Below are 23,058 nucleotides of genomic sequence, written 5' to 3'. Positions count from 1 at the left end.
ACGAGCTCTGACGGAATTCGCCGAGGATCGTTTCAAAGCTCGTTCACGTGCGCGGGGTCCGTCGCCGAGCCCGGCTTCGCGGACGCGACCAGCGGAACCAGCACCACCGCCGCCGTGAACGGCACCGGGCCGAGGGCGACCATCGCGAGCCGCTCGGCGCCCGTGAGCTCGACGACGTCGTGGGTGAGGACGAGCTGCGAGCCGGTCTGGAACGCGGTGTGCAAGCCGATGGTCGTCCACACGCTCCCGGTGACCACCCGGAGGTGGCCGAGGACGACGCCCATGGCGACGAAGAGCGAGAGGTCGAGCGCGCCGACCCCGCCGCGGAGCAGCACTGCGACACCGCTGAAGAGTGCGGCCTGCAGGACCACGGTCGTCCATGCGCCCAGCCGCTCGGCGAGGACCGCCGTCACGTACCCCCGGAAGACGAGCTCCTCGGGGATCGCCTCGGACGCGAGCACGGCAAGGAACAGCAGCGCGAGGATCACCCAGGTCCGACCGCCGGGAGCGACCACCGTCAGCGGCTGGCCGGCGAGTGCCAGGGCCCCGAACGCCAGGGCCGCGGGCAGGAGCCACGCGGCTGCGCCGGTCAGGAAGGCGCGCCAGGCGTCGGCGGGTGCGCCCAGGCCGATGTCGCGCAACCGGCGGCGCTCGTAGCAGCGGGTCAGCAGGAGCAGGAGCAGGACCAGGAGGATCACGGTCGACGCGACGGCCCCGCCCGCGGCCCGCGCCGCGAGCGTCGCCACGTCCGTGGGGCTGCCGCGGACCGCGACGGCGAGGAGGAGCAGTACGCCGGCGCCTGTCCCGGTCGCCACCACGACCCGCGCGAGCACCGTCCAGCCCGGCATCGGCCGTCCGGTGGCCGCGTCGGTCGCCAGTGTCATCGTCCAGGCCTCCCCGCTGGACGGCGAGGCTACCGTCACGGCTGCTGGAGCCTGGTTAGTCGCCCTTGACGTTGACGACCTGGCGGAGCACGTGGCGGACCTCGACGAGATCGCGGGCGTCCTCCATGACGACGTCGATGTCCTTGTACGCGGCCGGGATCTCGTCGATGAACGCCGCGGTGTCGCGGTACTCGATGGTGCCCATGGCCGCGCGCAGGTCTTCTCGGGTGAAGGCCTTCCGGGCTGCGGTCCGGCTGTACTCGCGGCCCGCGCCGTGCGGCGAGGAGTTCAGGGCCTGGGCGTTCCCCTTGCCCACGACGACGTACGACCGGGTGCCCATCGATCCCGGGATGAGCCCGGGAACCCCGTGGCCGGCGTGGATGGCGCCCTTGCGGGACAGCCACACGCTCGTGCCGTAGTGCTCCTCCTTCGCCGTGTAGTTGTGGTGGCAGTTGATCTCCTCGACCCGCTCCACGGCGTCGATCTCGGCCCACTCGGCGAAGCAGGCGGCGACCCGGTCCATCATCTCCTCACGGTTGAGGAGCGCGAACCGTTGCGCCCACCGGAGCTCCCTGACGTAGGCGTCGAACTCGTCGGTGCCCTCCACGAGGTAGGCCAGGTCGCGGTCGGGCAGCCGGACCGAGCGCCGCTTGCAGTCGCGCTGGGCGACGCCGATGTGGTGCTGGGCGATCTTGTTGCCCACGCCGCGGCTGCCCGAGTGCAGGAAGAGCCACACCCGGTCTTCCTCGTCGAGGGAGACCTCGATGAAGTGGTTCCCCGAGCCGAGGCTGCCCAGCTGCAGCCGCCAGTTGTCGGCGTACGTCGACGGGTCGAGCCCCGCGTCCCGGGCCGCCTTCTCGAGGTCGGCGATCCGGGCCTCGGTGTGGTCGCGCGTGACGGCGCGGTTGTACCCGCCGGCGGAGAGCGGTACGGCGTCCTCGACCGCCTGCCGGAGCGGCCGCCGGTCCTCCGGCACGTCGTCGACGCCGAGCTGGGTGCGGACCGCGATCATGCCGCAGCCGATGTCGACGCCGACCGCCGCCGGGATGATCGCCTCCAGCGTGGGGATGACCGACCCGACGGTGGCTCCCTTGCCGAGGTGCGCGTCGGGCATCAGGGCGACGTGCGGGTGGATGAACGGCAGCCGGCTGGTGGTGACGGCCTGCTGGCGGGTCTTCTCCTCGAGGATCGACGCCCAGCTCAGGAGCCGCTCGCTGATCTGCTGCATGCTCCCTGGCGTACCCGGCTCAGTCGGGATCGATCCCCGGCTCCGGGTCGGAGACCCAGTTCGCGGCGCCGACGACGACCATCCGCAGCTGGCGCTCGGCGGTGCGGACGATCTCCCGCTCGAGGTCCGGACGGCCCGGCGGGGCGGTGATGATCGCCTCGGCGGTGGAGACCATCGAGCCGACGATGAGGTTGGCGAGGACGCGGAGGTCCTCCGGGCTCCACTTCTCGACGCCGGGCAGCCGTGCGACGTCCATCGCGAGCTCCCGCTCGAAGAGGCCGAGCTCGTGGCGGACCGCGTCCTGCACGGCGGTGATCCCGCCGACACGCTCCCGGGCGATGAAGAGGAAGTGCGCGCGCCGTTCCCGCACGTTGCGGACCAGGATCGTGACCGAGTCGTCGATCACCCGGGTGATGTCCATCTCCCGGCGGATGTCGCGGAGCACCTGGCGCAGCGACGCGAACGCCTCGTCGACCAGCGCGACGCCGAGCTCCTCGATCGAGTCGAAGTGGCGGTAGAACGCGGTCGGCACGATCCCCACGGCCTTCGCCACGGAGCGCAGCGACAGCCCCGCCAGCCCGGTCTGTGCGCTCAGGGTGAGCGCCGCGTCGAGGATCGCCTGGCGGGTGGCCTCCTTGCGCTCGCTCCGCGTGACGACGCGTTGCTCCATGCCGGTCATCGTATCGGCCGGCGCGGTCCACTCCTGTGGATACGGATGTGCACTCAGGGGCACGGGTGTTGGGCATCACGTGCGCCAGCGGTTGCAGAGCAGAGGAGCCGCCACCAGACTTTGGGTGAACAGTCGTTCACTGAAAGGAGAGCCCCGTGACCCTCGTCCGGAGCATCCTGCGCTCCCCGCTCGTCGGTGCGCTCACCACGCCGCACGGCGTCGACCGCTACCTCGAGCTGGTCGACCCGATGTGGGTGGTCGGCGAGGTCCGCGCGCGGATCGTGGACCGCCGCGTCGAGACCCGCGCCGGCGTCCCGGTCGCCACGCTGACCCTCGAGCCCTCGTCCGCCTGGCGTGGTCACGAGGCCGGGCAGTTCGTGCAGGTCGGCGTGGAGGTCGACGGTGCCCGTCGTACCCGCTGCTTCTCGGTCTCCTCGCCGGAGTCCAAGCCCGGCGACCTGATCACGATCACCATGCGCGCCAACCCCGAGGGCACGGTGTCGAAGCACCTCGTGCACGACGCCCGCATCGGCGACGTCGTCCACCTCTCGCAGGCCGACGGGCAGTTCACGCTGCCGAGCCCGCTGCCGCAGGAGCTGCTGCTGCTCTCCGGCGGCTCCGGCATCACGCCGGTGATGTCGATGCTGCGGACCCTGCTCCGCCGGGGGTACGGCGGCACGATCACGTTCCTGCACTACGCGCAGTCGCCCGACCACCAGATCTTCGCCGACGAGCTCGCCGACCTCCCGCCGAACGTGCACGTCCGGCTGGTCTACCCCGAGTGCGGCGACCCGGTCTTCTCGACCGAGGAGCTCGCCCGGATCCTGCCGCACCACGCCGAGGTGGACGCCTGGGCGTGCGGCCCGGCCGGGCTGGTCGAGCGGGTGCAGGAGACGTTCCGCGACAACCCGCGGCTGCGGGTCGAGTACTTCAAGACCTCCACCCTCGGTGCCGTGGAAGGCGCCGTCGGCCGCACCCGGTTCGCCGGCGCGGGGGTCGAGGCCGAGAACACCGGCGCCACCCTGCTCGAGCAGGCCGAGGACGCGGGGCTCACCCCGGCGTACGGCTGCCGCATGGGGATCTGCTTCACCTGCACCACCCGCAAGACCGAAGGACGCGTCCGCAACGTCGTCACCGGCGTCGAGTCGGACCAGCCGGACGAGGACGTCCAGCTCTGCGTCTCCGCCCCGGTCGGCGACTGCGTCGTCGACCTCTGACGGAAGGAGCCACGATGACCACCCCCACGAAGCCCAGCGCCCGCCTGACCCCCGAACAGCTCGAGGAGTTCGGCAAGGAGATGGACGCGATCCGCCAGAAGGTGGTCGCCCGGCTCGGCCAGGAGGACGCCGACTACATCCGCGGCGTGATCCGGGCCCAGCGCGCCTTCGAGGGCGCGGGGCGCGCGCTCTTCTACCTGCCGCCGGCCTGGCCGCTCGCCGTCGCGAGCCTCAGCATCTCCAAGATCCTCGACAACATGGAGATCGGCCACAACGTCATGCACGGGCAGTACGACTGGATGGGCGACCCCGGCATCAACTCGCGGATGTACGAGTGGGACACCGTCTGCCCGAGCGAGCAGTGGAAGTACTCCCACAACTACATCCACCACACCTACACCAACGTCCTCGGCAAGGACCGCGACATCGGCTACGGGATCCTCCGGATGGACGAGGACCAGAAGTGGCACCCGTACTACCTGGGCAACCCGGTCTACGCGACGCTGCTGATGCTGTTCTTCCAGTGGGGCGTGCTCCTCCACGACCTCGAGGTCGAGAACATCGTGCAGGGCAAGCGGTCCTGGAAGGACACCAAGCACCTGCACCGCGGGATGATCCGCAAGGTCCGCAACCAGACGCTCAAGGACTACCTGCTGTTCCCGCTGCTGACCGGGCCGCTCTTCCCGCTCACGCTGGCGGGCAACGCGACGGCGAACCTGGTCCGCAACATCTGGGCGTTCAACATCATCTTCTGCGGCCACTTCCCGTCCGGCGTCGAGTCGTTCGAGGAGGAGGCGGCGGAGAACGAGACCCGCGGCGCCTGGTACTACCGCCAGCTCCTCGGGTCGGCGAACATCACCGGCGGCCCGCTGTTCCACGTCCTCACCGGCAACCTCTCGCACCAGATCGAGCACCACCTCTTCCCGGACATCCCGGCGCGCCGCTACCCGGAGATCGCGCCGGAGGTGCAGGCGCTGTGCGAGAAGTACGGGCTGAACTACAACACCGGCCCGCTCTGGAAGCAGCTCGGCAGCGTCGCGGCGAAGATCGTCAAGCTCGCCCTGCCCGGCGGCCGGGACGGCACGCGTCGTACGAGCGCGCCGGAGCCGGTGCTTCCCGACCTGCCGAAGGTGAACGTCTCCCACCTGGTGGACGATCCCGAGCCCCAGGTCGAGCGCGAGCTGGCCAGCGCCTGACACACTGGCCCGGGAGCGAGCGGACCCGTCAGGAGAGCCCATGAAGGACCGACTGAGCAAGGGCGAGATCCGCAAGGACGCCTTGCAGAGCACCGTCGAGGCCGGCGCGGAGACCGTCGGCACGGTGACGACGATCCTCACCGGCGCGCTGCGCGACGTGGCCCGGGCGCTCGGCACCTTCGCCACGGAGGTGTTCGAGATCCGCGAGGCGAGCCGCCGGGCCCGGGCTGAGTCCGAGCCCGTGGCCGAGGCGGTGGACGTGCGGGTGGACGAGCCGACGGACACCCCGTCATGACGTACGACGAGGAGCTGGCCGGCCGGATCCGGGCCGCCGTCGAGGCGGCCGCCGGGCCGGACGGCTACCGCGAGATCAAGATGTTCGGCGGGCTCTGCTGGACGGTGAACACGCACATGGCCGTCGGCACCGGGGAGTCCGACCTGATGGTCCACGTCGGCACCGACGGCGTCGACGCGGCGCTCGAGCGCGGCGCCGTCCGGGCGACGATGGGGGAGCGGACGATGGGTGGCGTGGTCCTCGTCCCCGCTGACCAGCTCCCGGACGCCGCCAGCCTCGACGCCTGGGTCGCCCCGGCGGTCGAGCGGGCACGGGCGAAGCCGCCCAAGAAACCGAAGAAGAAGTAGTCCTCCTGCCACACTGGCGCGCGTGATCCGGGTCCGGAGGGCCACCGTGGCGGACGCGCCCGCCATGGCCGACGTCGCCGAGCAGGCCTACGCGCCGTACGTCGAGCGCATGCACGGCGTCCGCCCCGCCCCGATGGACGCCGACTACGCGGGGCTCGTCCGGGACGGTGACGCGTGGGTGGCCGAGGACGAGGGCGAGGTCGTCGGGTTCCTCACGCTCGTGCCGGAGCGCGCGGCGATGCACCTGGACGGGGTCGCCGTGCGCCCGTCGTACCACGGAGCCGGGGCCGGGCGGCTCCTGCTCACCCTCGCCGAGGAGCGGGCGCGGGCCGCGGGTCACGGGCGGATCTGGCTCTACACCAACGAGGCGATGGTGGAGAGCCAGCGGCTGTACGAGCGGATCGGCTACGTCGAGACCCACCGGGCGGAGCAGGACGGCTACCGCCGGATCTTCTACGAGAAGGAGCTCGGCTAGGCGGAGCGGGTGGGGAGCGGGATGTGCCAGGTGAGCTGGGTCCCGCCGCCGTCGGGGGCGCCGATCTCCATCGTGCCGCCGTGGGCCTGCGCGCGCTTGCCGAGGTTGTCCAGCCCGCTGCGCCGGTTGCTGCGGATGCCGATGCCGTCGTCGACCAGCACGAGGTGGAGCCGGCCGCCGTCGATCCAGCCGCGGATCTCCACGGCCTCCGCACGGGCGTGGCGCACGATGTTCGACAGCCCTTCGCGGATGCAGGCCGAGAGGTCGTTGGCGATCGCGCCGCCCACCTCGGCAGCCGGCGGCTCGAGCGCGACCAGCGGCTGGAACCCGAGCAGCGGCGTGGCCTCGCGGGCGATGTTCGCGACCAGCGTGCCGAGGTCGTGGCCGATCTCCTCGGGCGCGCGCAGCGTGAGGATCGTGTTGCGGATCTGCCGGATCGTGTCGTCGAGGGTCTGGATCCCCATCTCGATGCGCGGGCGGATCTCCTCGCCGACCTTGGGGAGCACGAGCTGCAGCGACATCCCGGTGGCGTAGAGCCGCTGGATCACGTTGTCGTGCAGGTCGCGGGCGATCCGGTTGCGCTCCTCGAGCAGCCGCAGCTTCTCGCCGACCTGCCGGGCGGCGGCGAGCTCGAGCGAGACCGCGGCCTGGTCGGCGAAGCTGCTCGCGGGCTCGAGGTCTGCGGCGGTGAACCGCGGCGCCCCGACCTCGCGGCCGAGGAACAGTGCGCCGAGCACGTCGGTCGCGCCGTGCAGCGGGAGCAGCATCGCCGGGCCGAGCCGGGCGCCGCCGAGCTCCTCGAGCACCGGGTCGTCGATGTCCCTCAGCGAGGGGACGACCTGTGCCTGCCCCTCGTGGAGCACCCGGCTGAGCCAGGTCTCGGTGGCGTCGAAGGAGCGGCCGCGCAGCGAGGTCTCGGACTTCAGCCCGCGGGCGTAGCGGATCTCGGCCTGTTCTCCGTCGATGAGCACCATCGCGACCACGTCGGCCTCGGCGAGCTCGCGGGTCCGGTCGCAGATCAGCCGCAGCGGCTCGTTGGCGTCCTCGGAGAAGAGCTCGCGCATCATCGTGTTGGCTGCCCGCATCCACCGCCGGTCGTGCAGGGCGTCGCGGAGCAGGTGGTTGCTCGAGAGCGCGGCGGCGAGGGCCCGCCCCAACGAGGCCGCGAGCGCCTCGTCCTCGTCGGAGAACGGCTTGCCGTCGAGCCGGTCTGCGACGTAGAGCAGCCCCCACGTGCGGCGGCGGCCGATCCGGAGCGCGACCCCGAGGATCGACCCGGCCGGCGTGCCGGGCGCCGCGTCGGGGTGGCTGGACAGGTCGTCGATGCGGAGCAGCCCGCGCTCGCGGAGCGTCTGGGAGATCTGCCCCTTCTCGACCGACAGCCGGGAGAGGGTCGCCCGCTCGGCGGCACCGAGCCCGGAGTAGATCATCGGGCCGAACGAGCCGTCGTGGTCGAGGAAGGTCACCCCGGCCGAGCGCGCGTCGAAGAGCTCGCGGGCCAGGTCGGCGATGCGTGGCAGCGCGGCGGAGGGCGGCCGGTCGGAGCGCAGCAGCTCCGGCAGCTCGTCGAGGACGCGGCAGAGCCGCACGTCGACACCTGTTGACGGCGTGGCCATCGCCGCACCCCGTTCCGCGTCCCCGCAGGTGGCGCCCCCGTGCGCCGCCTCACCCGTTGACGAGGGTACGTGGCGGCTCCGACACCGTCGACGGCTGGAAGCAAAGAGAAACAATCAGGCTTGACTGTTTGTGTTCGAGCCGGTTCGATGAGGGCCATGTCCGCCACCCCCACCCGTGCGCCGCGGGTCCCGCAGGGGGAGCGGAGCCGGGCGATGCGCCAGCGGCTCCTCGAGGCGACGATCGACTGCCTGGTCGAGCACGGCTGGAGCGGCACGTCGACCACGCTGGTGTCCCGCCGGGCCGGCGTCAGCCGGGGTGCCCAGCTGCACCACTTCCCGACCAAGGCCGACCTGGTCCTCGCCGCCGTCGACCACCTCTCCGAGACCCGCCGCGACGACGTGCTGGCCCGGATCGAGGGGCTCCCGCAGGGCACCCGGCGGACGCGGGCCGTCCTCGAGGTGCTCGCCGAGCTGTTCACCGGGCCGCTCTTCGCCGCCGCGCTCGAGCTCTGGGTGGCCGCGCGCACCGACGAGACGCTCAAGCCCGCGGTCTCCGACCTCGAGGCCCGGGTCGGCCGGGCCGCCCACCGGCAGGCCGTCGAGGCGCTCGGGGTCGACGAGTCGCTGCCAGGCAACCGCGAGCTGGTGCAGGCCACCCTCGACCTGGTGCGCGGCCTCGGGCTCGCCAACACCCTCACCGACGACGCTGCCCGCCGCGCGCGGGTGCTGGACCAGTGGGCGGAGACCCTCGACGCCTCCCTGAGGAGGTCTTCGTGACCCCCGACCCCCGGCTCCTCGCCGTCCTCGACGACCTGCAGGCGCAGGGCGGCTGGCTCGAGCGGCTCGTCAGCGGTCTCGACGAGCGCGGGTGGCGACGCCCGACCCCCGCCGAGGGGTGGGACGTGGCGACGACCATCGCCCACCTGGCCTGGACCGACGAGGTGGCGGTGGTCGCCGCGACCGACGACGCCGGCTGGGCGCGGATCGTCGAGGAGGCCGTCGCCGACCCGCAGGGGTTCGTCGACCGGGCCGCGCTCGACGGCGGACGCTCGACGTCCGAGGAGCTCCTCGACCGGTGGCGGCGCTCGCGGCCCCGGCTCGCCGAGGTGCTCCGGGATCGCGACCCCGCGCGCAAGATCCCCTGGTTCGGCCCGCCGATGGGACCCACCTCGATGGCGACCGCCCGGTTCATGGAGACCTGGGCGCACGGCCTCGACGTGGCCGAGGCCCTCGGTGCCCCCGTCCAGCCCGACGACCGGGTCCGGCACGTCGTCCACCTCGGCGTGCGGACCCGTGGGTTCTCGTTCGCCGCGCGCGGGACCGCCGTACCCGAGGGTGAGGTGCGGGTCGAGCTGACCGCACCCAGCGGGGCCCGGTGGACGTACGGGCCCGAGGACGCACCCGAGCGGGTCACCGGCTCGGCATGGGACTTCGCGCTGCTCGTCACCCAGCGCGCCCACCGCTCCGACCTCGACCTGAAGGCCGAGGGGCCGGGCGCCGACGCGTGGCTCGACGTCGCCCAGGCCTTCGCCGGCCCGCCCGGTGCGGGACGCCGGCCGAGGAAGGTGGTCTGATGAGCGACGTGCTGAGAATCGGGAACTGTTCAGGCTTCTACGGCGACCGCGTCTCCGCGATGCGGGAGATGCTCGAGGGCGGCGAGCTCGACGTCCTCACCGGCGACTACCTCGCCGAGCTCACGATGCTGATCCTCGGTCGTGACCGGATGAAGGACGAGGCGCTCGGCTACGCGCGCACCTTCGTGCGCCAGGTCGAGGACTGCCTCGCCCTCGCGCTCGAGAAGGGGGTGCGCATCGTCACCAACGCCGGCGGCGTCAACCCCGCCGGGCTCGCGGAGCGGATCCGCAAGATCGCCGCCGAGCAGGGGCTCGAGTGCAAGGTGGCGTACGTCGACGGCGACAACCTGCTCGACCGGGCCGAGGAGCTCGGGTTCACCGAGGACGGCGCACCGCTGACGGCCAACGCCTACCTGGGTGCCTTCGGCATCGCCGCCGCCCTCGACCGGGGCGCCGACGTCGTGGTCACCGGCCGGGTGACCGACGCGTCGGTCGTCGTCGGGCCGGCGATCTCCGCCTTCGGCTGGGGCCGGACGACGTACGACGAGCTGGCCGGCGCGGTCGTCGCGGGTCACGTCATCGAGTGCGGGACGCAGGCCACCGGCGGCAACTTCAGCGGGTTCCGGGCGCTCGCCCGGGCCGGCCACCTCGACCGCCCGCTCGGCTTCCCGATCGCGGAGATGGCCGCCGACGGCAGCTGCGTGATCACCAAGCACGCCGGCACCGGCGGGCTGGTCACGGTCGACACCGTCACCGCGCAGCTGCTCTACGAGATCCAGTCGACGGTCTACCTCAACCCCGACGTGACCACCCACCTCGACACCGTGCGGCTCACGCCGGACGGCGACGACCGGGTGCGGATCTCCGGCGTCCGTGGCTCCGCCCCGCCGCCGACCACGAAGGTCTGCCTCAACCACCTGGGCGGGTTCCGCAACCAGATGGAGCTGATCCTCACCGGGCTCGACATCGAGGCGAAGGCCGACTGGGTGCGGACGCAGGTCGAACAGGGGTGGGGCGACGCCCGCGCCGCGGAGGTCGACTGGACGCTGGCCCGCACGGATCACCAGGACGCGGGATCGGAGGAGGCCGCGAGCGCACGGCTGCGCGTCGTGATCCGCGACCCGTCGTCCGAGCGCGCCGGGAAGGCGTTCACCGCGCCGCTGGTCGAGCAGGTGCTCGCCTCCTACCCGGGGCTCGCGATGACCACGCCCCCGACGCCGGGCGGCCCCTACGGGGTCTACACGCCGGCGTACGTGCCGCAGGAGACCGTGCCGCACCGCGTCCACCACCACGACGGCACGACGCAGGAGATCGAGCCGCCGACCGAGACCGTCGAGCCGCCCCTCGTGGCGAGCGAGAAGGCTGTCGAGCCGCCCCTCGTGGCGAGCGAGAAGGCTGTCGAGCCGCCCCTCGTGGCGAGCGAGAAGGCTGTCGAGCCGCCCCTCGTGGCGGGGGAGGCGACGCGTCGGGTGGCGCTGGGGACGATCGTGCACGCCCGCTCCGGCGACAAGGGCGGCGACGCCAACGTCGGGCTCTGGGTCTCCGCTCTCGACGAGAAGGCGGAGCAGCGCGCCGCGTGGCTGCTCTCCACCGTCACGCCTGACTGGGTGCGCGACCTGCTCCCCGAGGCGCAGGGGCTCGACGTCGAGGTCTACCCGCTGCCGAACCTCGGCGGCGTCAACGTCCTCATCAAGGGGCTGCTGGGCAAGGGCGTCGCCGCCAGCAGCCGGTTCGACCCTCAGGCGAAGGGGTTGGGCGAGTGGGCCCGGTCCCGGCACGTCCCCATCCCCGAGGAGCTGTTGTGAGTTATTGGTCGGAGGAACAAGAAGCGCTGCGTGCGAGTGCGCGCACCTTCGTCGAGCGCGAGGTCGCGCCGTACCTCCAGCAGTGGGAGGACGACAACTCCATCCCGCGCGAGCTCCACGTCAAGGCCGCCAAGCAGGGGTTCATCGGAGTCTCGTTCCCCGAGGAGATGGGCGGCAGCGGCGGCGGGCTCCTCGAGACCGTGGCGATGACCGAGGCGTTCATCGAGGCCGGCGCTTCGGGCGGGCTGGTCGCCGGGCTCTTCACCAACGGGATCGCGCTGCCGCACATCGCAGCCAGCGGCAACGCCGACCTGGTCGACCGGTTCGTGCGGCCGACCCTCGCCGGTGAGCTGATCGGCTCGCTGGCGATCACCGAGCCCGACGGCGGCTCTGACGTGGCGAACATCCGGACGCGGGCGGTGCGCGACGGCGACCACTACGTGGTCAACGGCGCCAAGACGTTCATCACCTCCGGCGTCCGCGCCGACTACGTCACCACCGCGGTCCGCACCGGCGATGCGGGCCACAAGGGGATCAGCCTCCTGGTCGTCGAGAAGGGCACGCCGGGGTTCGAGGTGTCTCGTCAGCTCGACAAGATGGGGTGGCACTGCTCCGACACTGCCGAGCTCTCGTTCAGCGCCGCGCGGGTGCCGGTCGAGAACCTCGTCGGCGAGGAGAACTCCGGCTTCGTCCGCATCGCGATGGCGTTCGTGACCGAGCGGGTCGGGCTCGCCGTGCAGGGCTACGCCACCGCCCAGCGCTGCCTCGACCTGACGGTGGAGTACGTGCGGCAGCGGCAGACCTTCAAGCGCCCCGTCATCAGCAACCAGGTCGTCCAGCACACCCTCGTCGAGATGCACCGGCGCGTGGAGGCGGCCCGGGTCTACACCCGCGAGGTCGCCCGCCGCTACGACGCCGGCGAGCAGCCGCTGGTGGAGGCGCTGCACGCGAAGAAGCTCGGGGTGGAGGCGGCGTCGTACTGCGTGGACCGGGCGGTCCAGCTCCACGGCGGCACCGGCTACATGCACGGCACCGAGGTCGAGCGCCACTACCGCGACGCCCGGATCCTCGGCATCGGCGGGGGCGCGAACGAGGTCCTCGACGACCTGGCCGCCAAGCTCCTGGGCTTCACCTCATGACCGCCGACCCGTCGCATCTTCACGGCCCTGAGCGGTCGACCCGTCGCATCTTCACTGAAGTTGCGACGACTCGGCGTGGAAAGGGCGTGAAGACGTGACGACTCGGCGGGAGGCGATGCTGGAGAAGCTCGACCAGCTCCGGGCCGCCCAGGCCGAGGCGGTCGCCGGAGGCGGTGAGAAGTACGCCGCCCGGCACAAGAAGCGCGGCAAGCTGCTGGCCCGGGAGCGGATCGAGCTGCTCGTCGACGAGGGGTCGGCGTTCCTCGAGCTGATGCCGCTGGCCGGCTGGGGCTCGGACTTCGCGACCGGCGCGAGCATGGTCACCGGCATCGGGGTCGTCGAGGGCGTCGAGTGCATGATCGTCGCCAACGACCCGACCGTGAAGGGCGGCGCGAGCAACCCCTGGACGCTGAAGAAGGCGTTCCGGGCCGCGCAGATCGCCCAGGAGAACCGGCTGCCGACGATCAACCTCGTCGAGTCCGGCGGCGCCGACCTCCCGACGCAGAAGGAGATCTTCATCCCCGGCGGGAAGCTGTTCCGCGACCTGACCCGGGCCAGCGCCGACCGGCGGCCGACGATCGCGCTGGTGTTCGGCAACTCCACCGCCGGCGGCGCCTACGTCCCCGGGATGAGCGACTACGTCGTGATGGTCAAGGAGGGCGCGAAGGTCTTCCTCGGCGGCCCGCCGCTGGTGAAGATGGCGACCGGCGAGGAGTCCGACGACGAGTCGCTCGGCGGCGCGGAGATGCACGCGCGGACCTCCGGGCTGGCTGACTACCTCGCCGTCGACGAGGAGGACGCGATCCGGATCGGCCGGCGGATCGTGGCGCGGCTCAACTGGCGCAAGGGCGGTTCGACGCCGGCACCGTTCGCCGAGCCGGAGCTCGACCCCGACGGGCTGCTCGACCTGGTCCCGAGCGACCTCAAGGAGCCGTTCGACCCTCGCGAGGTGATCCGCCGGGTCGTCGACGGACCGGGGCCGGGCAACGAGGTCGCGTTCGACGAGTTCAAGCCGTTGTACGGCTCCTCGCTGGTGACCGGGTGGGCGCGGATCCACGGCTGGCCGGTCGGGATCCTCGCCAACGCGCAGGGGATCCTGTTCTCGCAGGAGGCGCAGAAGGCGGCGCAGTTCATCCAGCTCGCCAACCAGGTCGACACCCCGCTGCTGTTCCTGCACAACACCACCGGCTACATGGTCGGCAAGGAGTACGAGCAGGGCGGGATCATCAAGCACGGCGCCCAGATGATCAACGCGGTCAGCAACAGCACCGTCCCGCACGTCAGCGTGATCATGGGAGCGTCGTACGGCGCCGGGAACTACGGGATGAACGGCCGCGCGTACGACCCACGCTTCCTGTTCACCTGGCCTTCCGCCAAGTCCGCGGTCATGGGGCCGCAGCAGCTCGCCGGCGTCATGTCGATCGTCGCCCGCGCCGCCGCCGAGGCGAAGGGGCAGCCGTACGACGAGGAGGGCGACGCCGCCATGCGGGCCTTCGTGGAGGCGCAGATCGAGGAGCAGAGCCTGCCGCTCTTCCTCTCCGGGATGGTGTACGACGACGGGGTCATCGACCCGCGGGACACCCGCACCGTCCTGGGCATCTGTCTCTCCGTCATCGCCAACCAGCCCGTCGAAGGCACGTCGAAGTTCGGGGTGTTTCGACTGTGAGTGTGGTGAGGGCGGCCCGCCCCGCGCGTCCGCTCGACGCGCGCCGATGCTGCAGCGGCGCGTCGGCTTCGCCGCCGCGGCCAGGCTGCTTGATGCATCGCCGCACGCCGACCTACCGCGCGGCAGGCGGTGGCCTCCTCGTGCCGGCCAGGAGGCGCAATGTCGATTCGTAGGTTGCTGGTGGCGAACCGGGGGGAGATCGCCCGGCGGGTGTTCCGGACGTGCCGGGAGCTGGGGATCGAGACGGTGGCGGTGCACTCGGACGCCGACGCGGGGCTGGCGTTCGTGGCCGAGGCCGACTCGTCGGTGCGGCTGCCGGGAAACAACCCGGCGGAGACGTACCTCCGCGCCGACCTCGTCGTCGAGGCCGCGCTCAAGGCCGGGGCCGACGCCGTCCATCCCGGGTACGGATTTCTCTCGGAGAGCGCCGAGTTCGCCCGCGCCGTACGCGATGCCGGGCTGACCTGGGTCGGCCCGGACCCCGAGTCGATCGAGGCGATGGGCTCCAAGGTCGCGGCGAAGAAGCTGATGGCCGACGCCGGCGTACCCGTGCTGGCCGAGCTCGCTCCCGCCGAGGTCGGCGAGGGTGACCTGCCGGTGCTGGTCAAGGCGAGCGCGGGCGGCGGCGGCCGGGGCATGCGTGTCGTCCGGGAGCTCGACGCGCTCGCGGACGAGGTGGCCCGCGCGGAGGCCGAGGCGGCGTCCGCCTTCGGCGACGGCACCGTCTTCCTCGAGCCGTACGTCGAGCACGGGCGCCACGTCGAGGTGCAGCTGTTCGGCGACGCCTCCGGGCGGGTGCTGGTCCTCGGCGACCGGGACTGCTCGGTGCAGCGGCGCCACCAGAAGGTCGTCGAGGAGGCGCCGGCCCCCGGGCTGCCCGACGACGTGCGGACCGCGATGCACGACGCCGCGCGGCGGGCCGGCGAGGCGATCGGCTACCGCGGCGCCGGGACCGTCGAGTTCCTGTACGACGAGGCGCGCGCCCGGTTCTGGTTCCTCGAGATGAACACCCGGCTCCAGGTCGAGCACCCGGTCACCGAGTGCGTGACCGGGCTCGACCTCGTGGCGCTCCAGATCGCCGCTGCCGAGGGCACCCCGGTGGACGTCGAGGAGGGCGCTCCGAGCGGCCACGCCGTCGAGGTCCGGCTCTACGCCGAGGACCCCGCCGCCGGCTGGCAGCCGCAGTCGGGACCGCTGCACCGGTTCGTGGTGCCGGGGGTCGACGCGGAGCTGTCCGTCCCGGCGCGGCACGGGCTCCGGCTCGACACCGGGTTCCGCTCCGGCGACGAGGTGTCGACCCACTACGACGCGATGCTCGCCAAGGTCGTGGCGTGGGGGCCGACCCGGGACGCGGCGCTGCGCAGGCTCGCCGGCGCGCTGCGGCGTACCGAGCTGCACGGGATCCGCACCAACCGCGACCTGCTGGTCGACGTCCTCGAGCACCCCGCCTTCGTGTCCGCCGAGCTGCGGACCGACTTCCTCGTGCGCCACGACCTGCCGCGGGCCGCGACCAGCGACTGCGACCCGGTGGCGCTGTTCGCCGCGGCGGTCGCGGTCACCGAGGAGGCCGCCGCCGCGCGGCCGGTGCAGCGGGCGGTGCCGGCGGGGTGGCGCAACGTGGTGTCCGCGCCGCAGGTCACCGTCTTCGACCGCGCCGGCGTCGAGGAGCGGGTGGGCTGGTTCGGGGGCCGCGACGGCTACCGGTCCGCGGAGCTCGACGCCCGCGTCGTCGAGGTGAGGCAAGGTGACGGCTGGCGGGTCGTCGTCGAGCACGGCGGCGTGCGGCTGCCACACACCGTCCACGTGCACGGCTCCTCGGTCGACGTCCAGACGCCGCGTGATCATGTCAGCCTGACCAGAACACCTCGCTTCACCGACCCCGCCGACCAGCTGGCCGAGGGCTCGCTGGTCGCGCCAATGCCCGGCTCGGTGGTCTCGGTGCGAGCCGCCCAGGGTGACCACGTAGAGGCCGGGGCCACGGTCCTGGTGCTCGAGGCGATGAAGATGCAGCACACCATCACGGCGCCGCACGACGGGATCGTGGAGTCCCTCGGGGTCTCCGCCGGCGACCAGGTGTCCGCCGGCGACGTCCTCGCCGTCATCCACTCCGACCCCGTCCAGCCCGACGACCCCGTCCAGCCCGACGACGTCACCCAGCCCGGCCAGGAGAGCGCATGACCCAGATCCCCTTCGTCGAGTCCCCCGAGCGGCAGTCGCTGCGCCAGGAGGTGCGCAAGCTCGCGTCGTCGTACGGCCGGGAGTACTTCGTCCGCCAGGCTCGCAACGGCGAGAAGACCACCGAGCTGTGGCAGGACATCGCCAAGCACGGCTACCTCGGCGTCTCGATCCCCGAGGAGTACGGCGGCGGTGGCGGCGGGATCGGCGACCTCGCCGCGGTCCTCGAGGAGCTCGCCGCGGCCGGCTCCCCGCTGCTGATGATGGTGGTGTCGCCGGCGATCTGCGGGACGGTGATCACCCGGTTCGGCACCGACGAGCAGAAGCGCCGGTGGCTGCCTGGGATCGCCGACGGCAGCTTCACGATGGCGTTCGCGATCACCGAGCCCGACGCCGGGTCGAACTCGCACCGGATCACCACGACCGCGCGCCGCGACGCCGACGGGTGGGTGCTGAAGGGGCGCAAGATCTACATCTCCGGGGTCGACGAGGCGCAGGCCGTGCTGGTCGTCGCCCGCACCGAGGACGCGAAGACCGGCTCGCTGAAGCCGTGCCTGTTCGTGGTGCCGACCGACGCCGCCGGGTTCGAGTACCAGCCGATCGAGATGGAGATCCTCAGCCCCGAGAAGCAGTTCTCGGTCTTCATCGACGACGTGCACCTGCCCGCCGACGCGCTGGTCGGTGACGAGGATGCCGGGCTGCTGCAGCTGTTCGCGGGGCTCAACCCCGAGCGGATCATGGCGTCCGCGTTCGCGACGGGGATGGCGCGGCTGGCGCTGGAGCAGGCGGTCGAGTACGCGAAGACCCGCCAGGTGTTCAAGACGCCGATCGGCGCGCACCAGGCGATCGCGCACCCGCTGGCCGAGTCGCACGTCGAGGTCGAGCTGGCCCGACTGATGACACAGAAGGCGGCGGCGCTGTACGACGCCGGCGAGGACATGGCGGCGGGGGAGGCGGCCAACATGGCGAAATTCGCCTCCGCCGACGCGGTGTGCAAGGCGGCGGACCGGGCGGTGCAGACTCTGGGCGGCAACGGCCTGACGGTGGAGTACGGCGTCGCGTCGCTGCTCACCGCGTCGCGGCTGAGCCGGATCGCCCCGGTCTCCCGCGAGATGATCCTGAACTTCGTGAGCTCGTTCAGCCTCGGGCTGCCGAAGTCCTACTGAGGGGAGCACCCATGGCCGAGGTCGTCCACTACGAGGTCGAGCGTCCCGTCGCGACGCTGACGCTCGACGCCCCGCACAACCGCAACGCTCTCAGCCGGCAGCTGGTCACCGAGCTGTTCGCGGGGGTGGACCGCGCGGAGGCCGACGACGAGGTCAAGGTTGTCGTGCTGACCTCGAAGGGCTCGGTCTTCTGCTCGGGCGCCGACCTCTCCGAGGCCGCCGGCGGCGGGATGGAGGAGGGAACCCGGCGGATCGTCGAGCTCCAGCGCCGGCTGGTCGCGTCGCCCAAGCCGTTCGTCAGCCGGGTTACCGGCGCCGTACGAGCGGGCGGCATCGGCATCGTGGCCGCGACCGACCTCGCCGTGGCATCCACGACCAGCTCGTTCGCGCTGACCGAGGTCCGGCTCGGGCTGGCCGCCGCGACCATCTCGCTGACCGTCCTGCCGCGGATGACGAGCCGGGCGGCGTCGCGGACGTTCCTCACCGGGGAGACCTTCGACGGTCGCGCGGCCGCGAACATCGGCCTCGTGACGATGGCGGTCCCCGAGAACGAGGTGGACGCCGAGGTCTCCCGGATCGTGACCGACCTCTGCAAGGGGCACCCCCAGGGGCTGCGGGAGACGAAGCGGATCGTCAACCGGGCCATGCTCGAGGGGATCGAGCGGGACGGCGAGGCGGTGGCGGAGCTGTCGAGCCGGCTGTTCGCCTCGGACGCTGCGCGCGAGACGATGCTGGCTTTCCTGAACCGCCAGAAGTAGGTGTCGCCCGGGCCGGGCCGGGCCGGGCCGGGGCGGCTCAGGCGTCGAGGTTGAAGCGGCGTACGACGTCGGCCAGCCAGGGGGTGTCGACGAACGACAGCCCGTGCTGGGCGGCGAGGCGATCACCCTGCTCGGGGTCGTCGTCGCCGGCCTCGAGCAGGTCCACGACGGCACGGAAGAACAGCTCGAACCCGGCCGGGGTGATCACCTCGATCATCCGCGCCGGCTCAGGGCTGGCGTTCCACATCGCGTGGGCCTCTCCGCGAGGCTTGGTGATGTAGCCGCCTGGACCGAGCACGACCTCGCGGTCCCCCGACCGGAAACCGATCTCACCTTCGGTGACGATCGAGTACTCGTCCTCGAGGGTGTGGACGTGCGGGGGCACGAGTGCGCCGGGCGGGAACCCGTGCTCCACGATCGCCAGCGCGCCGCCGGTGTCGGAGCCCATGAGCTTGAAGTCGACGGTGATCGACCCCAGGTCGCCCGTGCGGCCCTCCCCGGGTCGGACGACGGTCAGCGGCGGAGGTCCAGACTTGAGCATCCGGTCAGTGTGCACCCGACCCGACCGCGGGCGCACCCGCCGGAGCGCGCGGACATCCACATCGCGCGCGTCAGAGCACCAGCCGCAGCCCGGCGGTGACGGCCACGGCGACGAGGACGACGGCGAGCATCGACCCGCCGCGCCACGCGACGACGAGGGCCGCGGCGACGCCCGCAGTGTCCGCGCCGATCTCGATGCGGCGGCCGTCGGCGAGGGCGGCGGTGACCACCAGGCCGGCGAGCAGCGCGGGCACCATCGCGGTCACCAGTGACGGGAACCAGCCGGGAAGCTCCCGGCCGCCAAGAGCCCACGGGCCGATCCCTTTGACCACCGCGGTCATGAGCGCGCACGCCCCGATGAGAATCCACAACGTCATGCGGTCCGCCTCCCGCGCAGCCCTACGACGGCCGCGGCGGTCGCGGCGAGCACCGGCACGCCGGCCGGGGCGACCGGTACCAGGGCCAAGGCGATGAGGCCGCCGAGCACCGCCGCAGTCGCGCCGGTGGAGCTCCGCACCTCGGTCACCAGCAACGCGACGAAGAACGCGGGGAAAACCGCGTCGAGGCCCCAGCGCTCGATGTCGCCGAGGAGGTCACCGGAGACGGTGCCGAGCGCGGTGCCGGCCACCCACCCGACGTACTGAGGGGCGGTGGACCCGAAGAGCGCCCACCGGTCGAAGGTCCCGTCCCCGCGGTTGGCGAGCGCCCACGACGCGTCGATCACGGCCTGGCCTTGGAGCGCGCGCCGCACCGGGCCGCCGGGCAAGGACGGTGCGAGCGCGATGCCCATCGCCAGGAACCGCGAGTTCATCAGCGTGGCTGCGGAGAACGCTGCCGGCAGCCCGCCCCCCGCGGCGATGACCGCGATCGACGCGAACTGCGCCGAGCCCGCGAAGACGATCGCCGACATGAGGACCGCCTGCCACGGCGTCATCCCGGCATCGGTGGCCACGACGCCGAAGGAGAGGGACACCAGGAACCCGGGACCGGTGTATCCCCAGCCCGCGCGCAGACCGCGGCGGAACGAATCCTCGTCGAAGTGGTGGTGGGCGACGGTCATGGCGCGAGTTCATCAGACCCGCGAACCACCGATCGGCCGAGCCCACCCATCGAGCAGTGGCGGGCCCGTGTGGACGACGTCGAGCGGCGATCGAGTCGGTGTCGGCCGCCCTGGCACCGAGGGTCGTCCCGTCACACGCGCACGTGACCATCGGAGCTGGAAAAAGGCGGCCGTGGACACCCAGCGGTCGCTTCGGATGGTGGAGCCACCCGCCGGTCTACTACTGGCTCAGTGAAGCCGTCGCGCCCGGCCCACTCCGGCTGGGTTCTGGACGACGTGGGGTGATTCGACGGGTCCGCGTCCTGCTTCGACGTGGACTTCGGCGTTAGGGCGGGCCCGCTCCACTTTGTATGGTCGAGGCGCAGGTGTCGATCTGAGGTATCTCCGCTTCGGAAGCCCCGAGCGGGAGCCGGGTCGCGTCGTCACTGGTTGGTTCCCTAGGTGCCGAGGCCGATCAGCGGCATCTTGCGCCCGAGGGCGTCCACACTCTCGTCAGTTGAGAGATGCGGGACCGAGGAAGAGAAGAGGCCGTCCGCCGACAGATGGGCGCCGAAGGGCTGGCTCTGGGCCAGATCGCCGCGAAGCGGAAACTCGTGGACGTCATCCCACCAATTTGGTGGCGTCCCCTCAAGACCCCGGTGCACGGGTCCGCAGTCAGTGGTGACTGCCAAACCCTCAACGGAGACTGCGGTCAGGGGTCGCCCAGGAAACCGGTGGTCCCTGGTCGAGCAAAATGTCGCTCTGCTTCAAGGCAGACAAGATCATTGACGCCTCGGCCGCCTCGGCCAGTGGCGCCCAGTCGGACGCATTGAGGAAGTCATAAAGAGTGCGTCGATCGGGAACCCGCACGTCAACGACGACGTTCTCGGAACCCAGTACGATCGCGCCGTAGCGCACGTACGGGGACGCCTGGAGGCTACTCACCACCGTGTCGATGTTCCCCGGCTTTACCTTCAACCAGATCAAGGCCCCGATCGGGAAGCCCAGAAGCGCTGGTTCAAGGACCGCCCGGATGCTCAGGATGCCCGCGGCCTGGAGCGCCGCGATCCTTCGCCGGACGGTCTGCACCGACACACCAGCTGCTCGAGCAAGTTCCTCAGCCGACCTTCGCCCGTTCTCGGCGAGTCCGCGGAGGACGGCATCTTCGACGTGATTGAGCGGATACGGTGCGACAGTAGATGGCCACTCCTGCGGAGGACCGTCATCACGGAGCGCATCGATCTGTTGGTCCGAGAGGATTTCCGGCTGCCACTCTCCGAGGGTTCGGAAGTACCGAAGGACCGGATACAGGGTGTAGTCAACGATCCCTGGAGTTCCGGCGAGCTCCTGCAAGAACACCGGACCGAGCCGTTCATCGCTGCAAGCGAGGTCGGCGTAGCAGTCACTCGCTCCGGTGACAACGTAAGTGACCACAGTTTCGACGCGGCGAGCGAGGTAGCTAGCCGACATCCAACTCATCCCCGGAGCCGACTTGGCTCGAAGGACGTACTGTTCTCCGCGACCGGTGCGCCGCGGCTCGCCCAAGCCGCGGATCTGAACGATTCGCTCTTCCAGAAGATGTGTGCCATGTCGGGCTACCGTCCGCTCCGGTAGCTCGAGCACTTCGCCGATGCGTCGCCACGATGCGCGACCGTTCACCTGGAGGCAGGCCACGACCAGTCGGTCGAGATCATCGAGCCTGGCGTTCCCTCGTGATCGCATTTCGCCACATGATCGGCCACTTCCGCCAAACCTGCAAGTCGCCATTGTGGGGTGGCGACCGGCCACAAGAGGCTGTCGCCACTCACCGAAAGGCTCATGGGATGCTGAGGACGGAACGGCTCGTCAAGGAGTTCAGGGGCTTTCGCGCCGTCGGCGGAAAGGACGGGGTGGACCTCGCCGTACGGGAAGGTGAGACCCACGCCCTGGTCGGGCCCAACGGAGCCGGCAAGACGACTCTGTTCAACCTGCTCAGCGGCGCTCTCGCCCCGTCGTCCGGTCGGATATACCTAAGGGAGCGCGAGGTCACTGGACTGCCGGCGCACACGATCGCACGCCTGGGTGTGGCGCGATCCTTCCAAGTGAGCAGCGTCTTCGACGATCGCACCGTCCGCTCGCACGTTGACCTCACGCTGCTCGCACACTCTTCCCTACGCACGCGCTTCCTCACGAGCGTCCGCTCCTTGGGAGCTTTCGCCGAGCGAACGACCGAGGTTCTCGAACTTGTCGGGCTAGGTCATCTCGGTGATCGCCGAGCTGGCGACCTCGCATATGGCCAGAAGCGTGCCCTCGAGCTCGCCATGGTCGTCGCAGCGGATCCAGCCGTCCTGCTCCTCGACGAGCCGACGGCGGGGATGGGGACGGAAGACATCGAGCGAACCATTGATCTCATACAACGGATCAAGGGAGGCCGCACGATCGTTCTGGTCGAGCACAACATGAAGGTCGTCGGCATGCTGGCTGACACCGTCTCCGTCCTGCAGGCGGGCGAACTGATCGCATCAGGGACGTACTCCGATGTCCGTAGTGATCCGCGTGTCGTCGATGCCTACCTGGGGGCGCACCGTGCTTGAACTGAGGCACGTATCCGCGGGGTACGGCGAAGCCACCGTGCTTCATGAAGTGTCCCTCCAGGTTGGCCAGGGCGACGTGGTCACTCTGATCGGACGCAATGGGGCCGGGAAGTCCACCCTTCTGCGCAGCATCATGGGCCTTCACCCCATCTCCAGCGGCTCGATCAAGTTCCTGGGACGCGACATCACGCGCCTGCGCCCGCACCGTCGGGCGCGCATGGGTTTGGGCTGGGTCCAGGACGATCGGGGGATCTACTCGTCGCTGACCGTCGAAGAGAATCTCCGCCTCCCTCGGGTCATCGGCGCCAATGCCTGGGCCGAGGAGCGACTGTTTGGGACCTTCCCCGTCCTGGGGCAACGGCGCCGTCAGATGGCCGGTTCCCTGTCAGGAGGCGAGCAGCAGATGCTGGCGCTGGCACGTGTCCTGCGGATGGGCGCGGACGTTGTGCTCTGCGATGAGCCGACCGAAGGGCTCGCGCCCGTCATCGTCGATCAGATTGCCGAGATTCTGCGGGAAGTCGCCAGTTCCGGAGCGACCATCCTGCTCGTCGAGCAGAACCTTCGCTTCGCGACCACGGTTGCACATAAACACTTCCTCATCGCGGAAGGCCACATCGTTGACCATCTCGACAACTCCGACGTCATCGCGCGCGAGAACGACCTGCTCGCCCATCTGGGCATTTAGTACCTCCATC

General features: G+C 71.2%; 23 protein-coding genes and 1 pseudogene. 15 read left to right on the top strand and 9 right to left on the bottom strand.

The annotated features are described in order from the left end of the window. Positions 1 to 32: 32 nt before the first annotated feature. The 3 genes from FIP57_RS08820 to FIP57_RS08810 are packed head-to-tail and all read right to left on the bottom strand — an operon-like array spanning position 33 to position 2,782. On the bottom strand, positions 33 to 884 hold the full coding sequence (locus tag FIP57_RS08820) for a CPBP family intramembrane glutamic endopeptidase (protein WP_148573168.1): 852 nt from the start codon (positions 882 to 884) through the stop codon (positions 33 to 35). 55 nt (positions 885 to 939) lie between these two features. After that, on the bottom strand, positions 940 to 2,112 hold the full coding sequence (locus FIP57_RS08815; RefSeq protein ID WP_148573167.1) for an RtcB family protein: 1,173 nt from the start codon (positions 2,110 to 2,112) through the stop codon (positions 940 to 942). 19 nt (positions 2,113 to 2,131) lie between these two features. Next, a complete protein-coding gene (locus tag FIP57_RS08810) occupies positions 2,132 to 2,782 on the bottom strand; it encodes a TetR family transcriptional regulator (protein ID WP_203231142.1) in 651 nt (216 codons plus the stop codon). A gap of 155 nt (positions 2,783 to 2,937) precedes the next feature. Between FIP57_RS08810 and FIP57_RS08805 the strand changes: the two genes are divergently transcribed. Genes FIP57_RS08805 through FIP57_RS08785 form a run of 5 tightly spaced genes read left to right on the top strand, consistent with a single transcriptional unit; the run spans position 2,938 to position 6,312 of the window. After that, on the top strand, positions 2,938 to 3,999 hold the full coding sequence (locus tag FIP57_RS08805) for a ferredoxin reductase (RefSeq protein ID WP_203231141.1): 1,062 nt from the start codon (positions 2,938 to 2,940) through the stop codon (positions 3,997 to 3,999). Between the two features lie 14 nt (positions 4,000 to 4,013). Further along, a complete protein-coding gene (locus tag FIP57_RS08800; protein ID WP_148573165.1) occupies positions 4,014 to 5,195 on the top strand; it encodes a fatty acid desaturase family protein in 1,182 nt (393 codons plus the stop codon). Positions 5,196 to 5,235: 40 nt separating this feature from the next. Then, positions 5,236 to 5,490: a hypothetical protein gene (locus tag FIP57_RS08795; protein ID WP_148573164.1), complete on the top strand. Its 255-nt coding sequence runs from the start codon at positions 5,236 to 5,238 to the stop codon at positions 5,488 to 5,490. Beyond that, complete coding sequence (locus FIP57_RS08790; RefSeq protein WP_148573163.1) at positions 5,487 to 5,837, top strand: TfoX/Sxy family protein; 351 nt, start codon at positions 5,487 to 5,489, stop codon at positions 5,835 to 5,837. Before FIP57_RS08795 ends, FIP57_RS08790 begins: the two co-directional genes overlap by 4 nt. Before the next feature lie 22 nt (positions 5,838 to 5,859). Continuing rightward, entirely contained in the window at positions 5,860 to 6,312 is a 453-nt protein-coding gene (locus FIP57_RS08785; protein ID WP_148573162.1) for a GNAT family N-acetyltransferase, read from the top strand. Here FIP57_RS08785 and FIP57_RS08780 read toward each other — a convergent pair. Beyond that, entirely contained in the window at positions 6,309 to 7,928 is a 1,620-nt protein-coding gene (locus tag FIP57_RS08780; protein WP_148573161.1) for a sensor histidine kinase, read from the bottom strand. The two genes, FIP57_RS08785 and FIP57_RS08780, sit on opposite strands and share 4 nt — an antisense overlap. 156 nt (positions 7,929 to 8,084) lie before the next feature. Here FIP57_RS08780 and FIP57_RS08775 point away from each other — a divergent pair, with 156 nt between their 5' ends. From FIP57_RS08775 to FIP57_RS08740, 8 genes are all read left to right on the top strand, one after another. Continuing rightward, complete coding sequence (locus FIP57_RS08775; protein ID WP_148573160.1) at positions 8,085 to 8,705, top strand: TetR/AcrR family transcriptional regulator; 621 nt, start codon at positions 8,085 to 8,087, stop codon at positions 8,703 to 8,705. Next, positions 8,702 to 9,502 (top strand): TIGR03084 family metal-binding protein, encoded by an 801-nt coding sequence (locus tag FIP57_RS08770; protein ID WP_148573159.1) that lies wholly within the window; start codon positions 8,702 to 8,704, stop codon positions 9,500 to 9,502. The genes FIP57_RS08775 and FIP57_RS08770 overlap by 4 nt, the downstream gene beginning before the upstream one ends. Beyond that, positions 9,502 to 11,307, top strand: a complete 1,806-nt coding sequence (locus FIP57_RS08765) for an acyclic terpene utilization AtuA family protein (RefSeq protein ID WP_148573158.1) — start codon at positions 9,502 to 9,504, stop codon at positions 11,305 to 11,307. Before FIP57_RS08770 ends, FIP57_RS08765 begins: the two co-directional genes overlap by 1 nt. Next, positions 11,304 to 12,446, top strand: coding sequence for an acyl-CoA dehydrogenase family protein (locus FIP57_RS08760; protein WP_148573157.1), 1,143 nt, complete (start codon positions 11,304 to 11,306; stop codon positions 12,444 to 12,446). The genes FIP57_RS08765 and FIP57_RS08760 overlap by 4 nt, the downstream gene beginning before the upstream one ends. Positions 12,447 to 12,540: 94 nt before the next feature. Next, positions 12,541 to 14,112 carry an acyl-CoA carboxylase subunit beta gene (locus FIP57_RS08755; protein ID WP_420846684.1) on the top strand — a complete coding sequence of 524 codons (1,572 nt, stop codon included), beginning with the start codon at positions 12,541 to 12,543 and terminating at the stop codon, positions 14,110 to 14,112. 159 nt (positions 14,113 to 14,271) lie between these two features. After that, positions 14,272 to 16,290, top strand: a complete 2,019-nt coding sequence (locus tag FIP57_RS08750; protein WP_148573156.1) for an acetyl/propionyl/methylcrotonyl-CoA carboxylase subunit alpha — start codon at positions 14,272 to 14,274, stop codon at positions 16,288 to 16,290. Then, positions 16,287 to 17,453 carry an acyl-CoA dehydrogenase family protein gene (locus FIP57_RS08745; protein WP_203231140.1) on the top strand — a complete coding sequence of 389 codons (1,167 nt, stop codon included), beginning with the start codon at positions 16,287 to 16,289 and terminating at the stop codon, positions 17,451 to 17,453. The genes FIP57_RS08750 and FIP57_RS08745 overlap by 4 nt, the downstream gene beginning before the upstream one ends. A gap of 11 nt (positions 17,454 to 17,464) precedes the next feature. Further along, positions 17,465 to 18,211, top strand: coding sequence for an enoyl-CoA hydratase family protein (locus FIP57_RS08740; protein ID WP_148573155.1), 747 nt, complete (start codon positions 17,465 to 17,467; stop codon positions 18,209 to 18,211). 37 nt (positions 18,212 to 18,248) lie between these two features. On the opposite strand, the gene FIP57_RS08735 is transcribed toward FIP57_RS08740, so the two are convergent. The 5 genes and pseudogenes from FIP57_RS08735 to FIP57_RS24490 all read right to left on the bottom strand — a co-directional run. Further along, the gene (locus FIP57_RS08735) at positions 18,249 to 18,752 is read right to left on the bottom strand and encodes a cupin domain-containing protein (RefSeq protein WP_148573154.1); all 504 of its coding nucleotides are present in this window, start codon (positions 18,750 to 18,752) and stop codon (positions 18,249 to 18,251) included. A 70-nt stretch (positions 18,753 to 18,822) separates the two neighbouring features. Next, entirely contained in the window at positions 18,823 to 19,128 is a 306-nt protein-coding gene (locus tag FIP57_RS08730) for an AzlD domain-containing protein (protein ID WP_148573153.1), read from the bottom strand. Then, positions 19,125 to 19,811, bottom strand: coding sequence for an AzlC family ABC transporter permease (locus FIP57_RS08725; protein WP_148573152.1), 687 nt, complete (start codon positions 19,809 to 19,811; stop codon positions 19,125 to 19,127). The genes FIP57_RS08730 and FIP57_RS08725 overlap by 4 nt, the downstream gene beginning before the upstream one ends. A gap of 675 nt (positions 19,812 to 20,486) precedes the next feature. Further along, complete coding sequence (locus FIP57_RS08720) at positions 20,487 to 21,260, bottom strand: Lrp/AsnC family transcriptional regulator (protein WP_238993365.1); 774 nt, start codon at positions 21,258 to 21,260, stop codon at positions 20,487 to 20,489. 132 nt (positions 21,261 to 21,392) lie between these two features. Then, positions 21,393 to 21,512: pseudogene (locus FIP57_RS24490) on the bottom strand (AsnC family protein); the annotation flags it as partial. A 101-nt stretch (positions 21,513 to 21,613) separates the two neighbouring features. Here FIP57_RS24490 and FIP57_RS08715 point away from each other — a divergent pair. Further along, positions 21,614 to 22,363: an ABC transporter ATP-binding protein gene (locus FIP57_RS08715; RefSeq protein ID WP_148573150.1), complete on the top strand. Its 750-nt coding sequence runs from the start codon at positions 21,614 to 21,616 to the stop codon at positions 22,361 to 22,363. After that, positions 22,308 to 23,048, top strand: a complete 741-nt coding sequence (locus FIP57_RS08710) for an ABC transporter ATP-binding protein (RefSeq protein ID WP_238993364.1) — start codon at positions 22,308 to 22,310, stop codon at positions 23,046 to 23,048. The genes FIP57_RS08715 and FIP57_RS08710 overlap by 56 nt, the downstream gene beginning before the upstream one ends. Positions 23,049 to 23,058 lie beyond the last annotated feature (10 nt).

The sequence above is a fragment of the Nocardioides caldifontis genome, assembly GCF_008087345.1.
Lineage (GTDB): Bacteria > Actinomycetota > Actinomycetes > Propionibacteriales > Nocardioidaceae > Marmoricola_A > Marmoricola_A caldifontis.
Note: the sequence above shows the minus strand (reverse complement) of the source record. Positions and strands in the feature narration are given on the sequence as shown.

Excerpts from the sequence above, each read along its gene's own strand:
- FIP57_RS08745 (WP_203231140.1), top strand. The coding sequence starts at position 16,287 with ATGACCCAGATCCCCTTCGTCGAGTCCCCCGAGCGGCAGTCGCTGCGC.
- FIP57_RS08740 (WP_148573155.1), top strand. The coding sequence starts at position 17,465 with ATGGCCGAGGTCGTCCACTACGAGGTCGAGCGTCCCGTCGCGACGCTG.
- FIP57_RS08815 (WP_148573167.1), bottom strand. The coding sequence starts at position 2,112 with ATGCAGCAGATCAGCGAGCGGCTCCTGAGCTGGGCGTCGATCCTCGAG.
- FIP57_RS08820 (WP_148573168.1), bottom strand. The coding sequence starts at position 884 with ATGACACTGGCGACCGACGCGGCCACCGGACGGCCGATGCCGGGCTGG.
- FIP57_RS08795 (WP_148573164.1), top strand. The coding sequence starts at position 5,236 with ATGAAGGACCGACTGAGCAAGGGCGAGATCCGCAAGGACGCCTTGCAG.
- FIP57_RS08780 (WP_148573161.1), bottom strand. The coding sequence starts at position 7,928 with ATGGCCACGCCGTCAACAGGTGTCGACGTGCGGCTCTGCCGCGTCCTC.
- FIP57_RS08765 (WP_148573158.1), top strand. The coding sequence starts at position 9,502 with ATGAGCGACGTGCTGAGAATCGGGAACTGTTCAGGCTTCTACGGCGAC.
- FIP57_RS08750 (WP_148573156.1), top strand. The coding sequence starts at position 14,272 with ATGTCGATTCGTAGGTTGCTGGTGGCGAACCGGGGGGAGATCGCCCGG.
- FIP57_RS08730 (WP_148573153.1), bottom strand. The coding sequence starts at position 19,128 with ATGACGTTGTGGATTCTCATCGGGGCGTGCGCGCTCATGACCGCGGTG.
- FIP57_RS08800 (WP_148573165.1), top strand. The coding sequence starts at position 4,014 with ATGACCACCCCCACGAAGCCCAGCGCCCGCCTGACCCCCGAACAGCTC.
- FIP57_RS08790 (WP_148573163.1), top strand. The coding sequence starts at position 5,487 with ATGACGTACGACGAGGAGCTGGCCGGCCGGATCCGGGCCGCCGTCGAG.
- FIP57_RS08725 (WP_148573152.1), bottom strand. The coding sequence starts at position 19,811 with ATGACCGTCGCCCACCACCACTTCGACGAGGATTCGTTCCGCCGCGGT.
- FIP57_RS08715 (WP_148573150.1), top strand. The coding sequence starts at position 21,614 with ATGCTGAGGACGGAACGGCTCGTCAAGGAGTTCAGGGGCTTTCGCGCC.
- FIP57_RS08710 (WP_238993364.1), top strand. The coding sequence starts at position 22,308 with ATGTCCGTAGTGATCCGCGTGTCGTCGATGCCTACCTGGGGGCGCACC.
- FIP57_RS08775 (WP_148573160.1), top strand. The coding sequence starts at position 8,085 with ATGTCCGCCACCCCCACCCGTGCGCCGCGGGTCCCGCAGGGGGAGCGG.
- FIP57_RS08810 (WP_203231142.1), bottom strand. The coding sequence starts at position 2,782 with ATGGAGCAACGCGTCGTCACGCGGAGCGAGCGCAAGGAGGCCACCCGC.
- FIP57_RS08735 (WP_148573154.1), bottom strand. The coding sequence starts at position 18,752 with ATGCTCAAGTCTGGACCTCCGCCGCTGACCGTCGTCCGACCCGGGGAG.
- FIP57_RS08720 (WP_238993365.1), bottom strand. The coding sequence starts at position 21,260 with ATGTCGGCTAGCTACCTCGCTCGCCGCGTCGAAACTGTGGTCACTTAC.